Annotated in this window: 14 protein-coding genes and 1 pseudogene; 10 read left to right on the forward strand and 5 right to left on the reverse strand. The window is 72.7% G+C overall.

Annotated features, from left to right (window positions below):
* Positions 1-2: 2 nt before the first annotated feature.
* Positions 3-392: a BlaI/MecI/CopY family transcriptional regulator gene (locus tag ABZV31_RS05390; RefSeq protein ID WP_355888395.1), complete on the reverse strand. Its 390-nt coding sequence runs from the start codon at positions 390-392 to the stop codon at positions 3-5.
* Positions 393-833: 441 nt separating this feature from the next.
* On the opposite strand from ABZV31_RS05390, the gene ABZV31_RS05395 reads away from it, so the two are divergent.
* The 5 genes from ABZV31_RS05395 to ABZV31_RS05415 all read left to right on the forward strand — a co-directional run bounded on the left by ABZV31_RS05395 (position 834) and on the right by ABZV31_RS05415 (position 5,775).
* Positions 834-2,123, forward strand: a complete 1,290-nt coding sequence (locus tag ABZV31_RS05395) for a UDP-N-acetylglucosamine--N-acetylglucosamine transferase (protein ID WP_355888398.1) — start codon at positions 834-836, stop codon at positions 2,121-2,123.
* Positions 2,123-2,938: a polysaccharide deacetylase family protein gene (locus ABZV31_RS05400; RefSeq protein ID WP_355888401.1), complete on the forward strand. Its 816-nt coding sequence runs from the start codon at positions 2,123-2,125 to the stop codon at positions 2,936-2,938. Before ABZV31_RS05395 ends, ABZV31_RS05400 begins: the two co-directional genes overlap by 1 nt.
* Positions 2,939-3,513: 575 nt before the next feature.
* Entirely contained in the window at positions 3,514-3,657 is a 144-nt protein-coding gene (locus ABZV31_RS05405; RefSeq protein ID WP_355888403.1) for a hypothetical protein, read from the forward strand.
* Positions 3,658-3,733: 76 nt separating this feature from the next.
* Positions 3,734-4,396, forward strand: coding sequence for a response regulator transcription factor (locus ABZV31_RS05410; protein WP_355888406.1), 663 nt, complete (start codon positions 3,734-3,736; stop codon positions 4,394-4,396).
* Positions 4,393-5,775 (forward strand): HAMP domain-containing sensor histidine kinase, encoded by a 1,383-nt coding sequence (locus ABZV31_RS05415; protein ID WP_355888409.1) that lies wholly within the window; start codon positions 4,393-4,395, stop codon positions 5,773-5,775. The genes ABZV31_RS05410 and ABZV31_RS05415 overlap by 4 nt, the downstream gene beginning before the upstream one ends.
* 9 nt (positions 5,776-5,784) lie before the next feature.
* Here ABZV31_RS05415 and ABZV31_RS05420 read toward each other — a convergent pair whose 3' ends face one another.
* The 3 genes from ABZV31_RS05420 to ABZV31_RS05430 form a co-directional block, all read right to left on the reverse strand.
* Positions 5,785-6,699 (reverse strand): hypothetical protein, encoded by a 915-nt coding sequence (locus ABZV31_RS05420; protein ID WP_355888412.1) that lies wholly within the window; start codon positions 6,697-6,699, stop codon positions 5,785-5,787.
* A 151-nt stretch (positions 6,700-6,850) separates the two neighbouring features.
* Entirely contained in the window at positions 6,851-7,690 is an 840-nt protein-coding gene (locus ABZV31_RS05425; RefSeq protein WP_355888414.1) for a hypothetical protein, read from the reverse strand.
* Between the two features lie 153 nt (positions 7,691-7,843).
* Positions 7,844-9,166, reverse strand: coding sequence for a HAMP domain-containing sensor histidine kinase (locus ABZV31_RS05430; RefSeq protein ID WP_355888417.1), 1,323 nt, complete (start codon positions 9,164-9,166; stop codon positions 7,844-7,846).
* Positions 9,167-9,322: 156 nt separating this feature from the next.
* Here ABZV31_RS05430 and ABZV31_RS05435 point away from each other — a divergent pair, with 156 nt between their 5' ends.
* The 5 genes from ABZV31_RS05435 to ABZV31_RS05455 are packed head-to-tail and all read left to right on the forward strand — an operon-like array spanning position 9,323 to position 14,822.
* A complete protein-coding gene (locus tag ABZV31_RS05435) occupies positions 9,323-9,979 on the forward strand; it encodes a hypothetical protein (RefSeq protein ID WP_355888420.1) in 657 nt (218 codons plus the stop codon).
* A 5-nt stretch (positions 9,980-9,984) separates the two neighbouring features.
* On the forward strand, positions 9,985-10,737 hold the full coding sequence (locus tag ABZV31_RS05440) for an ABC transporter ATP-binding protein (protein ID WP_355888423.1): 753 nt from the start codon (positions 9,985-9,987) through the stop codon (positions 10,735-10,737).
* Entirely contained in the window at positions 10,724-11,386 is a 663-nt protein-coding gene (locus ABZV31_RS05445) for an ATP-binding cassette domain-containing protein (protein WP_355888425.1), read from the forward strand. Before ABZV31_RS05440 ends, ABZV31_RS05445 begins: the two co-directional genes overlap by 14 nt.
* Positions 11,383-14,031, forward strand: a complete 2,649-nt coding sequence (locus ABZV31_RS05450) for an FtsX-like permease family protein (RefSeq protein ID WP_355888428.1) — start codon at positions 11,383-11,385, stop codon at positions 14,029-14,031. Before ABZV31_RS05445 ends, ABZV31_RS05450 begins: the two co-directional genes overlap by 4 nt.
* Before the next feature lie 56 nt (positions 14,032-14,087).
* A complete protein-coding gene (locus tag ABZV31_RS05455) occupies positions 14,088-14,822 on the forward strand; it encodes a response regulator transcription factor (RefSeq protein WP_355888431.1) in 735 nt (244 codons plus the stop codon).
* Here ABZV31_RS05455 and ABZV31_RS05460 read toward each other — a convergent pair.
* Positions 14,815-14,919: pseudogene (locus tag ABZV31_RS05460) on the reverse strand (potassium-transporting ATPase subunit C); the annotation flags it as partial. The gene ABZV31_RS05455 and the pseudogene ABZV31_RS05460 sit on opposite strands and share 8 nt — an antisense overlap.
* Positions 14,920-14,954 lie beyond the last annotated feature (35 nt).

A 14,954-nucleotide genomic window follows, 5' to 3' on the forward strand; every position in this document is an offset into this window, starting at 1 on the left:
GATCACCGCTCCTTGAGCTCGCCCAACAGCCGCTGCAGCAGCCGCTCGTCGTCCGCCGACAGCTCGTCGACGAACCGGGAGAGCACCGCCTCGCGGTCCGAGCCGTGCTCCAGCAGGGAGCGCATCTGCCCAGCGGTGTGGGTGGCCTCGTCCCGGGCCGGTGCGAACGCGTAACTACGGCCCGCCTTGTGCCGGGTCACCATGCCCTTGTCCACCAGGCGGGATAGGATCGTGAGCACGGTGGTGTACGCGAGATCACCGGGCAGCCGCTCATTGACCTGCGCCGCCGTCAGCGGGCCGTCCGCCGCCCACAGCGCCGCCAGCACATCGCTCTCCAGCTCCCCGGGTGCCCGCCTGCGGCCATCGGTTCCGCCGCGGCCTTCGCCCCTCATACGTCCCACGCCTTCCTCGCCCGAACCCCGTTACGCCCCCGGTGGTTCCGGCGGCGGCCATCCGCGGGCCACCAAATTTACTACGCCTTGTAGAACTGTGGACATGTGACCGTTACTACGCCTTGTAGAACTGTGGACGTGTGACCGTCCCGCCGAACTACTACATGTTGTAGAGTCACGGCCCACGCCCCGCGCCGTCCGAGTGCCCGCGGTGCGCTCGTCGACGTCAATGGAGGCTGATCCCCCGTGCTCTCCCCCAACGGTCCGGTGAACCTGTCGCGCCCCAGCGGTCCGGTGGACGCGTCAGCCTCCGGTCCCGTGGATCTACCGTCTCCCAGCACGCGGGTAGACCTGTCGTCGTACGCCGGCGGTCCGACCGGCCCCGTGGCGGCCGGTACCGCCCTACCGGGCTACCGGCGATCGAGCCCGGCAGGGCGGATCGTGATCATCTCCGCAAGCGTCGGCGCCGGCCACGACGGCGCCGCCGCCGAACTCGCACGCCGCCTGAGCGCGTACGGCTGCACGGTCGACCGGCTGGACTTCCTCGACCTGCTCCCCGCCCGCCTCGGCAGGCTGATCAGCGACGGCTACCACCGGATGCTGACCCACGTACCGGGGTGCTACCAGCGGATCTACGCCGCCACCGAGCGCGCGGGAGGCAGCGGTCCCGGAGTTCGGGCGCTCTTGCGCAGCGCCGAGAAGCGGACTCTTCAGGCGCTGCCGCCGGACACCCGGGCGGTGGTCTCCACCTACCCCGGCGCCAGCCAGGTCCTCGGAGCACTCCGGCGCAGCGGTCGCCTCACCGTCCCGGCGATCACCTACCTCACCGACTTCTCCGTGCACCCCCTGTGGGTCGCGGATGGCATCGACCTCCACCTCGCCGCCCACGCGATACCCGCCGCGCAGGCCCGCGCCCGGGGCGCCGCCCGGGTCGTGGCGTCCGGTCCTGTCGTGGACCCGCGCTTCTCGCCCGCCACCGAGCGGGAACGAGAATTGGCCCGCGTCCGTTTCGGGCTGCCGCCCACTGCACCCCTGGCGCTGCTGGTCGCCGGATCCTGGGGCGTCGGCCCGGTCCAGCAGGCGGCCGCCGAGATCCGCGAAAGCGGCGCCGCGGTGCCGGTAGTGGTCTGCGGCCGCAACGAGGTCCTCGCCGGGCGGCTGCGCGCCGCCGGCATCGAGCACGCGTACGGCTGGGTGGAGGACATGCCCGGCCTGATGCACGCCGCCGACGTCCTCGTCCAGAACGCCGGCGGCCTCACCTCGCTCGAAGCCTTCGCCACCGGTCTGCCGGTGGCCAGCTACGGCTGCATACCCGGCCACGGCCAGACCAACGCCGCCGCCCTGCACGACGCCGGCCTCGCCACCTGGATACGCGACCCGGCCGACCTCAAACCGGTCCTCACCGATCTGCTTGACGGTCCGCTCGGCAGGCGGCAACGGGCCGCAGGGCTGGCCCTGTTCGCCACCCGTGCCGACACCGGGCCCGTGGCGGCCATCCTCCGCGCATGCGGCGCGGGAACCGCTCCGGCGCCGGTGCGCCCGCCCGGCCGACGAGGGCGCCAGGCCCCGCGCAGACTCGCCGCCACCGGCGCCCTGGCCACTGCCCTGTGGGCCGCTGCCGTGGGCGCCGGCATCGCCACCACCCACAGCGGCGGCAGCGTTCTGCGGGCCATCGACCACGGTCTGGACCACCATCACGAGCCCGGCTTCGCGGTGGAGGGACACCACTGATGACCGCCACCACCCGTCTGGCCCGCGGCCTCGCCTGCGTCGCCCTGCCCGCCCTCGCCGTCGCGTACGCCGCCCCGGTCGTCTCCACCTTCGGGCCACTGCGCAACCGCCTCATGCCCCGACTCGCCGGACGTGGCCGGACCGATCACGTCGCCCTGACCTTCGACGACGGCCCCGACCCGCTGTCCACCCCGTTCTTCCTCCGCCTCCTGGACGAGCGCGGCATCCGCGCCACCTTCTTCCTCCTCGGATCCGCCGCCCACCGCGCCCCGAGCCTGGTCCAGGAGATGAGTGCCGCCGGACACGAGATCGCCGTCCACGGCTGGGCGCACCGGCCCCTGCTGCTGCGCGGCCCCCGCGCCACCCACGACGACCTCGCCCGGGCCCGCGACACCGTCGCCGACATCATCGGGACGCGACCCCGCCTCTTCCGCCCGCCCTACGGAGTGATGACCACCGCCGCCCACCTGACCGCCCGCCGCCTCGGCCTCACCCCCGTGCTGTGGACCTGCTGGGGCGAGGACTGGCGGGCCTCGGCCACCCCCGACACGGTCCACCGCACCGTCACCGCCGACCTGGAGGGCGGCGGCACGATCCTGCTCCACGACTCCGACTGCACTTCCGCCCCCGGCTCCTGGCGCAACACCCTCGGCGCGTTGCCCCGCCTCCTGGACACCTGCGAGGAACACGGCCTGCGCATCGGCCCGCTGCGTGACCACGGCATGCGCATGGCGGTCTCGGAGAGGCATCCTGCGGCGCCGTACACCGCCAATGGTGCCGGCGACGGCCCGCCACGCCACGTCCCGGAGGCATAGCAGGCCGCCGCTGATCCCAGCCTGCTGTCCGTTCAGGGCACAGCGACCGGGCTGAGCTCTTCCTGCTTCCCTGGCCACGCCGCGGAACACGGGGGCCCCGGCGTGCTCCCGCCGGCCCAGCCGGTGCACCACCAGGTCGCCTTCCTGCAGGGGCGGATCCGCAGAGGAGATCACTTCACCGATGGCATCGGCGGGCATCGCTTCGCCGATCGCATGGCCAGGCATTGCATCGGCGGCTGCGACTCACCGCGCCATCGGGATGATGCATGCACGTGGTCGAGCGACATGTACAGGTCGCTCACCAGCACCCGGCCCGGTTCGGGCTGCGGAACGGGGCGACGGCCCGAAGGGTGAGGCCGACGGCCTCGGCCCCGCGATCGTCTACAGTCGAGTAGACCGTTTAGACCGTCTACTCGACTGTAGACATTCGGGGCCGGCCGGGTACCGGACCACCCGCAAGGAAAGGCGCGCGCCGATGACCACACCGCTGCACCTCGCGTCGCAGCTCGCCGTCAATGTGCTGGATGCCCAGTCGCTGCCGGCTGCCTTCGGCGTGCCGGGTTTCGTGGGTCGGCGTGCACTACCCGCATGACGTCGTGGCCGGAGTGGCCGTCGGCGGCCTCGACGCGCCGCTCTCGATGCTCACGCCGCGGCGCCGGCCGGGGGTGCTGGTCCGGTGGATCACGCCCACGCCGCTGCGCCTGCTGCTGCCCTCGTGAAACCGCGGGAAGTCGCCGACCCGGCCGGCGTTCACCACAGGCACGACCCACACGGCCGAAGAGCCGACGGAGGACCATGCGCCACAAGATCCTGGTCGTGGAAGACGACCACGCCCTGCGTGACGTGCTGCGCCGCGGCCTGTACGACGAGGACTTCGAACCCGTCCCCGCCGCCGACGGCGCCACCGCCCTACGGCTGGCCGGAAGCGACGTCGCCGCGGCCGTCCTCGATGTCGGGCTGCCCGACGCGGACGGACGGGACGTGTGCCAGGCGATGCGGGCGAACGGGTTCCTCGCCCCGGTCATCTTCCTGACCGCCCGGCATCAGCTCACCGACCGGCTGGCCGGGTTCTCCGCCGGGGGCGACGACTACCTGCCCAAACCGTTCCACCTGGCCGAGCTCGCCGCCCGGCTGCGGGCGGCGCTCAAGCGGGCGGCGCCACCGCCTGCGGCCACGGCGGGGGACCTGGTCCTGGACGCGGTCCGGCACGGCGTGACCTGCCACGGTACCCACGTCCCCCTGTCCCCGACGGAGTTCCGGCTGCTGGCCACGCTCGTGGCAGCGGGCGGGGGCATCGTGCGCCGTCGCGATCTGGTCAGGGCGGGCTGGCCCGAAGGTGCGCAGGTCAGTGACAACACCCTGGACCAGTACCTGACGCGGCTGCGCCGCAAGCTCCGCGAGGCGGGCAGCGGGGCGACGATCGGTACCGCGCGCGGGATCGGACACCGCCTGTCATGAACGCTGTCCTGCGCCGCCTGGCGCCCCGCACCCTGCGCGGCCGGCTCTCGCTCGTGGCCCTGACCACCGCCGCGCTGCTGATGACCGTCCTGACCGTGGTGTTCAACGCCGTCGTGGACCGGCATCTGCAGCGTCAGGCGGACGACGAACTGCGGACCCGGGCGGCCGCGGTCGCCACGACCATCGACACCAGCGGCCCACGGGTGCGCGTCCTGGAGACCGCCAACGACCGGCTCTTCGACTCGAATGTGTGGATCTACGCCGGCCCGCGGCCGCTCGAACAGCCGCCGTCCACCACGGCCGACAGTCCCCTGGCCAAGGCTGCCGACCGGCTTGCCGCACACGGCAGGCACACCTGCGCGACCGTCCACGCCGACGGTCCCCGATCCGTCCGCCTGTGCTCCCAGCCCGTGCCCGGCCACCAGGGTGCCGCCACCGTCGTCACCGCCCTCGACCTCGCCCCGTACCGGAGTTCGGCCGACGCCCTGCTGCTGGGGTCCCTGGTCCTGGACACCGTGATGCTGGTGTGCACCTACGCGCTGACGCGGCTGGCCGTCGGCCGAGCGCTGCGTCCCGTGCGGACGATGACCGACCAGGCCACCCAGTGGAGTGCCGTGGCCTCCGACGAACGCTTCGGCGCAGTGGAGCGACCGGCCGAACTGGACCGCCTGGGCGCATCGCTGGACGCCCTGCTGGATCGGATACGCGCCGTGCTGCGCCACGAGCGGCAGCTGACCGGTGAGCTGTCCCACGAGCTGCGCACCCCGCTCACCCGGATCATCATGGAACTCGACTGGTGGCGGGCCCGCCCGCGCTCGGCCGCCGAGACCCGCGCCACCCATGAAGCGATCGCCGAGGCCGCCCAGTCCATGCGCACCATCTGCGACACACTGCTGAACGACGCCCGCGAGAACGCGCTGAATCCGTCGACAGCCCCCGGTACGGCCGACGTCGTACCCGTCCTGCGCCGCCTGACCCAGCAGCTCGGGACACCGGCTCGGGTGAAGACCACGGTGGAGAACGCGGATGCGGATCCGGACCTGGAGGCGGGAGTCGCGCCCGCCCTCCTCGAACGCATCGTCAGCCCGCTGCTCGCCAACGCCGTCCGGTACGCCCGCTCCAGCGTGACCGTGTCCGCACGGCGCATGCCCGGCGCCGTACGCATCGACGTCACCGACGACGGTCCCGGCGTGCCGGAGGCGTTCGTCGGCGAGCTCTTCCAGCCCGGCCGGCGCGCCGACTGCGGCGACGGACACGACGGCGCGGGCCTTGGTCTGCCGCTCGCGCGACGCCTGGCCCGCGCCGTCGGCGGCGAGGTGTCCTACGACCCGGAGCACACGCCCGGAGCCCGGTTCACGGTCACCCTGCCGACGGGATGACCGGCCCGGTCAGCGGGCCTGCCGGTCGGCCCGCTCCCGCTCGGCGTTCCGCGGGTCGGAGGTCCCGCGCTCCCGAGCCTGGGCGTAGGCCATCAGGCCGAACAGGACGGCCAGCAGGACGGCCGACGAGCCCGCCGTGCCGAGGTCGAGGCCGCCCTTGGCGACCGGCTTGGTGAGGAAGTCGCCCGCGGTGGCACCGAGCGGACGGGTGAGGACGAAGGCGATCCAGAACAGAAGCACGTTCGGCACGACGGGCACCTTCATCAGCGCGACGAGGACGGCGAGTGCCCCGGTGATCAGGAGGGCGCCGCCCGCGTAGCCGAGGCCGGAGCTGTCGGAGAGGAAGTCGCCCATCGAGGTGCCGAGCGTGTTGGAGACGAGGATCGCCGACCAGAACAGGGCCTCGCCCCGGAAGGTGACGATGTCGCGGATCTGGAAGGTCATCCCGCTCAGCTTCCAGATCGCGAAGATGATCAGCAGGATCGAGATCAGGATCGCCGCGCCGATGGGGTAGCCGAGGCCGAGGCCCTGGGGGCCCCAGCCGAGTGACGTGGCGCCGCCCGAGAGGTACTTGGCGCTGGCGTCACGGTTCATGAAGTCGGACGTCGTGGTGCCGGCCATGCTGGTCGACAAGATCACGGTCCAGTAGAAGAACGGGTTGTAGCGGCGGGAGCGCAGCTGCACGACGAGAGTCACCACGAAGATCAGGAACAGGGCGACCGTGGTGAGGAAGTAGCCGAGCTTCAGGGTCTGCGCGAAGAGGTCTCCGGCCGTCTCGCCCAGGGTCGTCGCGGCGATCTTCATGATCCAGAAGGCCAGGGTGACCTCGGGCAGCTTCGTCATCACCGACTTGGTCGTAGACGTCGCCGCCGCCGTGCTCGCGACGTCCAGGTCGTTGAGGACCTCCGGTTTCTCCAACGTCAACCACTCCTGTCCGGTCGTGCGGCAGGGCGCTCGCCCCGAGGGGACGAGCGCCCTGTGCGAGAGGACGACCGCAGACGGCGGCCGAGGATCCCACACTGGCAGCCGCAGCCTGAACGCATCCTGAACGCCTGCCGGAGGGAGCTCGGCAGGCTCAGGCCTCCTGCCGGGCGGCTCGCTCCGGCTCGATGACGTCCTTCCGTGTCACGGACAGGTACACGACCAGGCCGAGGATGACCGCAAGGAACAGCGCGCTGGTCACGACGGTGCCCAGGCCGAGGCCGCCGTCGCCGGTCGGCTGGGAAAGGTAGTCGCCCACCGAGGCACCGAGCGGGCGGGTGAGGATGTAGGCGATCCAGAAGCTCCACACGGCGTCCAGACCCAGCGCGAAGTGCGCGATCGCCACCGCCGCGATGGCCAGGGCGAACAGCACCGCGGAGAGCCAGTACCCGAGGTCCATGCGCTCGGACACCAGGTCGCCGGCCGCCGTGCCGAGGGCGAAGGTGAACAGGACCGCCAGCCAGTAGAAGGACTCGCGGCTCGGGGTGTCGATGCTGTGGATGGACAGCGTGCGCTCCCGCCGGTACCAGACGGCGAACACGACCGCGAGCACGATCGCGAACACCGTGGTGCTCGTCTCCAGCGGTACGCCCATGTTGTCGGTGAGGTTGTCACTTATCAGCGTGCCGACCACGCTGATCAGGGCAACCGCGAGCCAGTACACGCCCGCGCGGTAGGCGGTGGTCCGGAACTGCACGACCAGCACCACCGCGAGCAGCGCGCTCATCAGCACCGACACACCCGTCAGGCCGAGGCCCGCCTTGTCGTTCAGCAGGTCGGCCGCGGTCTCGCCGACCGTCGTGCACAGCACCTTGATCACCCAGAAGTACACGGTGACTTCGGGCACCTTGTTCCAGCGCAGACGATGACCGCGCGACGCCGCGGGGCTGCCGGACGCGGTGGGCACAGAGGTATCGGACGTTTCGTATGTCATGAAGCCGGACCATGCCACCGGATACCTGAACGCATCCTGACTGCCGCGCGGCATCACCCGCCGTCAACCGCGTCGCTGCGGCGGCTCACGGCGCAGCCTCCGGCCGGCCCCGTCCTCCTACCCGCCCTACTCGTCCTACCCGCCCTACTCGTCCTACTCGCCCTCGTCCTGCCCGTCCTGCCCGTCCTGACGGAGCGGTACGAGCAGCGTGAAGGTGGTCGGGCGGACGCTGGTGAGGGAGAGTCTGCCCCCGACAGAGGCGGCCAGGTCGCGGGCGAGGGCAAGACCGATGCCCGTCCCCGCCCCGCCGCCGGTGCGCCCCCGGTCGAACAGCCGCGTCGGCTCGCCGTGCACCGCGCCCTCGTCGCTCACATCGAAAGCGAGGGCGTCGGCCAGGTCCCGCACCGCGATGCGGACGGTGCCACGCCCGTGCACCCGCGCGTTGTCCAGCAGGATGCCGAGGATCTCGGCAACCGGCCCGCCGGGAACCCGAGCGTCGTCCGGTGCGTCACTCGTGTCGCACTCCAGGCGTCTGCCGTCGCGGGCGAGGAGACCGTGCCACCGCTCCTCGATCTCCCGCAGGAGCGGTGGCACGGGGAGATCCGGGGTCGTGGGACGGAGCAGCTCCCGGGAGCGGGACAGGCGCAGCACCTCCTCCACCGTGTGGTGCAGGCGGCGGGTGGTGGCCAGCGCCTCCTCCAGGACCGGCCGCAGCCGGGCGTCGTCGCCCTGGTCGAGTCCCGCCTCCAGAATGAGTTGCAGCCCGGTCAGTGGTGTGCGCAGCTGATGGGAGGCGTTGGCGGTGAAGTCCCTTTCCTGGCGGAGGAGTTCGGACAGGCTGTGGAGCATCTCGTTGTAGGTGCGGGCGACCTGGTCGATCTCGGTGATGCTGCTGGGGGCGGCCCGCGCGCTCAGGTCGCCCTCGGTCACGGCACGGCAGTGGCGCGAGAGGTCCTCCAGCGGTGCGGCCAGCGACCGCGCCTGACGGCGGGCGACGACGACGGCGACGGCCAGGGCGAGCGCGGCCACGCCCAGCAGCACCGCCCACACGGCGACGACGCGGTAGCGTACGGCGTCGGCGGGGGTGGAAGCCCGAACGACGCCGATCACCCGCTCTTCATGAGAGACGGGCACGGCGACGACCAGGTCACCACCCGACCGGGCCCGGACCACCTGTGCTCCGAGGGCGCGGCGCACCACCGCGTCGCCCGCCCGGGGACCGCTGCCCGCCCGCAGCCGCGCCTGCTGGTCGTACAGGCCGAGGCGCCCGCCGACCGGCGGCGCGGGCAGCTCCACCGGGTCGCCGGTCACGTAGTCCGGGCTCACCCGCACGGCACCGGACAGGGCCGCCCGTTCGAGGGTGTCGCGCTGGCCGGCGTAGAGGGACGACCTGATGGCCAGAGCCAGGGGGACGGCGAGGAGGACGACGGCGACCAGGGCGGCGGTGAGGGCGACTCGCACCACGCGCTGTCTCATGCCCCTCATCATGCGGGCACTCCACCCGGTCGTACGGGATACGCCACACTCTTTTGCCGTCGTCTAACCGCCGACGTGGGAGGAGTTAACCGGCCGCTTCCTAGTGTCGTTGCCATGACCGTCCGGTCCGAGGACTCCCCTGGGAGGGCAGTGACCATGGCACACGCACGGACGTCCGCCGTCGTCGGGCTGGTGCTCGTCGCGGCAGTGACCGCGGGGTGCTCCGGCTCCGGGTCGCATTCCGGCTCGGGCTCGACGTCGCCTGCCGCGTCCTCCGCACCCGGTGGCGCGCAGAGCGGCAGCAGCGTACAGAACAACGCGGCACCCACCGAGTCGAATCCGCCCGGCGACATCCCCGACAACCAGGTGTACGTCGGCTACCGGCCTTCCGGCGGCGGCTTCACGGGTTTCACGGTGAAGGTGCCCGAGGGCTGGGCCCGCACCGACCAGGGGAACACGACGGTGTTCACCGACAAGTTGAACACCGTCCGGATCACGGCGGCCTCCGCCTCCGGGGCCCCCACGGTCGGCTCGGTCACCCACACGGTAGTCCCTCAACTCCGCTCCCAGGTAGCCAAGTTCGCCGCTCCCAAGGTGTCCGAGGTGACCCGGCGCGCCGGACGCGTCGTCCTGCTGACCTACCAGGGCGACTCTGCGAAGGACCCGGTCACCGGCAAGGTGGTGCGGGACGCCTTCGAGCGGTACGCCTTCTACCGGCAGGGCCACGAGGTGGACCTGACGCTGTCCGGTCCGGTCAACGCCGACAACGTCGACCCGTGGCGCATCGTCAGCGACTCCTTCGCATGGCGGTGAGTGCCATGTCCGCGAAGTCCGCCACCGTGTCCGACGACGCGCTCACCGCCCGCGAGCTGTACCGCTTCTACCGGGCCGGCGAGGAGGAGACGCTCGCACTGCGCGGGGTCTCGCTGCGGGTGCGGCGGGGCGAGACGGTCGCGGTCGTCGGGCCGTCCGGGGCGGGCAAGTCGACCCTGCTGTCCTGCCTGGCCGGACTCGACGAGCCCTCGGGCGGCGAGGTCCGCGTCAACGGCGTCCGCATCAGCCACCGGCCCGAGACCGAACGCGCCCGGCTGCGCGCCCGGCACATCGGCATCCTGCTGCAGACCCGCAACCTGCTGCCGCACCTGAGTGTGCGCGACAACATCCGTCTGGCCCAGCGAGCCGCGGGACGCAGGCCGGCCGTCCCGGCGACACAGCTGCTGGGTGGCGTGGGACTCGCCGAACGGGGACACGCGCTGCCTCGGCAGCTGTCCGGCGGCGAGCTGGCGCGGGCCGGGCTGGCCGTCGCGTTGGCGAACTCGCCCGGCGTGCTGCTGGCCGACGAGCCGACCGGCGAACTCGACGGCGGAACCGAGCAGTTGGTCCTCCAGATGCTGCGGGACCGGGCCGCGGACGGCTGCGCGGTGCTGCTCGTGACGCACAGCGCGCAGGCCGTGCGGATCGCGGACCGGGTGATCGCGCTGGACGACGGGACGGCTCGCGAAACAACCGCGCAGGACGCACCCGGCGACCTGGCACACGAGGAATGGGGGGCACGGGATGTCTCCGGATGAGGTGCTGGTCGCCTGCCGGGACGCAGCGCTGACCTTCGGCCGCGGCACGCGTGCGGTGGTGGCCGTGCACGGGGCTGACCTGGAGGTACGAGCCGGGGAGCGGCTCGCGGTCGTCGGCCCCTCGGGATCGGGGAAGACCTCGCTGCTGCACCTGCTGGCCGGGCTCGAACAGCCCACCAGCGGCACCGTGACCCGGCCCGCGGCGACCGGGCCGTACGACATCGGCCTGGTGTTCCAGGGCGACAGCCTGATCCCCGCCCTGAACGTGCTCGAGAACACCGCCCTGCCCCTCGTCCTCGCCGGCCGGCCGGAGGCCGAGGCGCGGGACGCGGCCGGCGAGGCGCTCGCGTGCGTGGACGCCACCGGCTTGGCCGACCGGCTGCCCGATGAGATCTCCGGTGGCCAGGCCCAGCGCGTGGCCGCGGCCCGCGTCCTGGCCCAGGCGCCGCGACTGATCCTCGCCGACGAGCCCACCGGCCGACTCGACCACGCCACCGGCGGCCGGGTCCTGGACGCGCTGCTGACGGCGGCCGACCGGACGGGCGCAGCCCTCGTCGTCACCACCCACGACCCTGCCGTCGCCGCGCGGCTCACCACCCGGCGCACGATGCGCGACGGGCGGCTTCTCACACCCGAGGACGTGCCATGATCACCTCGTGGGCGGGCGGCCTGGCCCGCCACCGCACCGGACGGCTGCTGGCCGCCCTGGCCGGGATCGCCCTCGCGGTCGCCCTCGTCGCCGCGCTCGGCTCCTTCCTCACCGCGTCGAAGGCGACCATGACCCAGCGCGCCCTGCGCTCGGTCGCCGTGGACTGGCAGGTCCAGGTACAGCCCGGGGCCGACCCGAACGCCGTCCTGTCGCTGCTGCACAAGACACCCGGCATCCGGGCCGCCCTGCCGGTCGGCTACGCGCACACCACCGGCTTCACCGCCCGGGTCCAGGGCAGCACACAGACCACCGGCCCCGGCATGGCGCTCGGTGTCCCGGACAGCTACCGCAGGCAGTTCCCCGACGAGATCCGTACGCTCTCCGGCTCCTCCACCGGCGTCCTGCTGGCCCAGCAGACCGCCTCGAACCTGCACGCGGCCCCCGGCGACACCATCGGCGTCCAGCTCCCCGGCGCCGGCCTGCGCCAGATGCGGGTGGACGGCGTCGTCGAACTGCCCCAGGCAGACTCCCTGTTCCAGACAGTCGGCGCGCCCAGTCAGTCCCAGCCGACCGCGCCCCCGGACAACGTCGTCCTGCTGCCGGCCGCGCAATTCGCCTCACTCACCCGGGGTGCCACCGGCGTCACCACCCAGATCCACGTCGCCCGCGACGCGACGCTCCCCACAGACCCGGCCGCCGCCTTCACCTCCGTCACCGGCGCCGCCCGCAACCTGGAGGCCCGCTCCTCGGGCGCCGCGCTCGTCGGCAACAACGTCGGCGCCGCCCTCGACTCGGCCCGCCAGGACGCCCTGTACGCACAGATCCTCTTCCTCTTCCTCGGTGTGCCCGGCGCGGTCCTGGCCGCCGCCCTGACCGCCGCGGTCGCCTCGGCCGGCGGCGAGCGGCGCCGCCAGGAGCAGGGGCTGCTGCGGCTGCGCGGCCTGCGCCCCCGCCAGATCACCGCTCTGGCCGGCCTGGAGGCGGCCCTGATCGCAGTCGCCGGCGGCCTCGCCGGGCTGGGGATCGCCGCGCTGACCGGACGCCTCGCCTTCGGCGCCACCTCCTTCGGGGCGGGCGCGGGCACCTGGACCATCTGGTACGCGGTGGCCTTCGTCCTCGGCGCCGCCGTCGCCGCGGGCGCCGTCCTCGTGCCCGCCCTGCGCGACCTGCGTACGGTGACCGTCGCCGACACGCGCAAGGATGCGGGCGTACGCGGCAGCGGTTCGCCCTGGTGGATGCGGTCCGGTCTGGACGTCCTGCTGCTGATCGGCTCGTGGCTGGTGTTCCGCGCCTCGTCCGGCAACCAGTACGCCCTCGTCCTCGCCCCGGAAGGCGTACCCAGCCTCTCGGTCTCCTACTGGGCCTTTCTCGGCCCCGCGCTCCTGTGGGCCGGCGCTGCCCTGCTGCTGTGGCGCCTGACTCTGCTGGCCCTCACGCACGGCCGCCCCGCCCTGGCACGCCTGGCCCGCCCGCTGACGGGGACCCTCTCCGGAACCACGGCCGCCATCCTCTCCCGGCGCCGACGCCCGCTGGCCCGCTCGGTGGTGCTGCTGGCCCTCGCGGTGTCGTTCGCCGTGTCCACCGCGGTGTTCAACGCCACCTACCGGCAACAGGCCGAGGTGGACGCGCGGCTGACCAACGGCGCCGACGTCACCGTCACCGAACCTCCCGGCGCCCGCACACCGCCGGGCGCGGCCGACGCGCTGAAGGTCTCGGGCGTACGCCATGTCGAGCCGCTGCAGCACCGATTCGCATACGTCGGCTCCGACCTGCAGGACCTCTACGGCGTCCACCCGGACACGATCGCGCAGGCCACCTCCCTGCAGGACGCGTACTTCGCCGGCGGCAGCGCTCACGCCCTCATGCAGCGGCTCGCCCAGCGCCCCGACAACCTGCTGGTCAGCGTGGAGACGGTGCACGACTTCCAGCTCAACCCAGGCGACACCGTCAACCTGCGCATCCAGGACGCCCATACCAAGGCCCTGCGCACGGTGCCCTTCCACTACGCCGGAATCGTCAAGGAGTTCCCGACCGCGCCGAAGGACAGCTTCTTCGTCGCCAATGCCTCGTACGTGGCCAAGGCGACCGGCAGCGACGCGGTCGGCGCGTTCCTCCTCGACACCGGCGGAACCCACCAGAAACAGATCGCCGCACACCTGCACCGGCAGCTCGGCACCAGCGCCACCGTCACCGACCTCACCCGGACCCGCGGCGCCGTCGGCACCAGCCTGACCTCCGTCGACCTGGCCGGCCTCACCCGCATCGAACTCGCCTTCGCGGTGCTGCTGGCCGCCGGGGCCGGAGGTCTCGTCCTGGCCCTCGGGCTCGCCGAACGCCGCCGCACCTTCGCCATCGCCACCGTGCTGGGCGCCAGGAGCGGTCAGCTGCGCGGCATGGTCCTCACCGAGGCCCTCGTCCTGACCGCCGGTGGCCTGGCCGGAGGCGCGCTCATCGGCTGGGCCCTGTCCGAAATGCTGGTCAAGGTGCTCACGGGCGTCTTCGACCCCCCACCCGCCGCCCTGTCGGTACCCGGCGCCTACCTCACGCTCACCGCGGGTGCCGCCGTCGCCGCCGTACTGGCCGCCGCCCTGAACGGGATCCGGACCGCCGGACGGCCTGCCGTCGAGGAGCTGCGCGACCTGTGACCACGCCATACGCGCCCACCGCGCCGAGCGCCCCGCCCACCTCTACGCTGTCGACCATGCGCACGCCCACCGCACCGGACCGCAGCCGCTTCCGCGTGCTCGTCGTCGAGGACGACGACACCATCGGCCGCCACCTGGAAACCGGACTGCGCAGCAACGACTACGCGCCCACCTGGAGCCGCACCGGCGCCGGCGCCCTGGCCGAGGCCACCCGCACCCCGTACGACGTGCTGCTGCTGGATCTGGGCCTGCCCGATCTGGACGGCCTCGACGTGGCCCGCACCCTGCGCGCCCGCTACCCCGACCTGCTGATCATGATCCTCACCGCGCGCACCGACGACATCGACGTCATCGCCGGCCTGGACGCGGGAGCCGACGACTACCTCGTCAAGCCCTTCAGCCTCACCGTCCTGCTCGCCCGCCTCCGCGCCCACCTGCGCCGCCACACCGTCGCCTTCGCCCCCCAGGAGCCGATCCGGCTCGGCGACCTCGTCCTCGACACCACGGCCCGCCGCTGCACCCTCCACGACCGGGAAGTCCCACTCCGCCCCAAGGAATTCGAACTGCTCGCGCTCCTCACCCGACACGCCGGCGAAGCACTGTCCCGCGAGACCCTGATGGCCGAGGTCTGGGACGAGAACTGGTTCGGACCCACCAAGACCCTCGACGTCACCATGGCCGGCCTGCGCCGCCATCTCACCGAAGCCGCCGAAGCGTCCGACCACCCCACCCGACTGCCCCGCATCACCACACTGAGGGGACACGGCTACCGCCTCGAGCGCTGGTGTTGACGCTGTTGCTGCCGAGGCCGTTCGCCGGGCGGCCCTGGAACCATTTCAGGTCGGGCTCCGGGGTCTGCTGTCCCTTCTTCAACGGCAGGTTGACGGTCACAGCTTCGTCACCCCCTTGGCGACCAGGGCCGC

The sequence above is a fragment of the Streptomyces sp. NPDC005202 genome, from assembly GCF_040608235.1.
GTDB lineage: Bacteria > Actinomycetota > Actinomycetes > Streptomycetales > Streptomycetaceae > Streptomyces.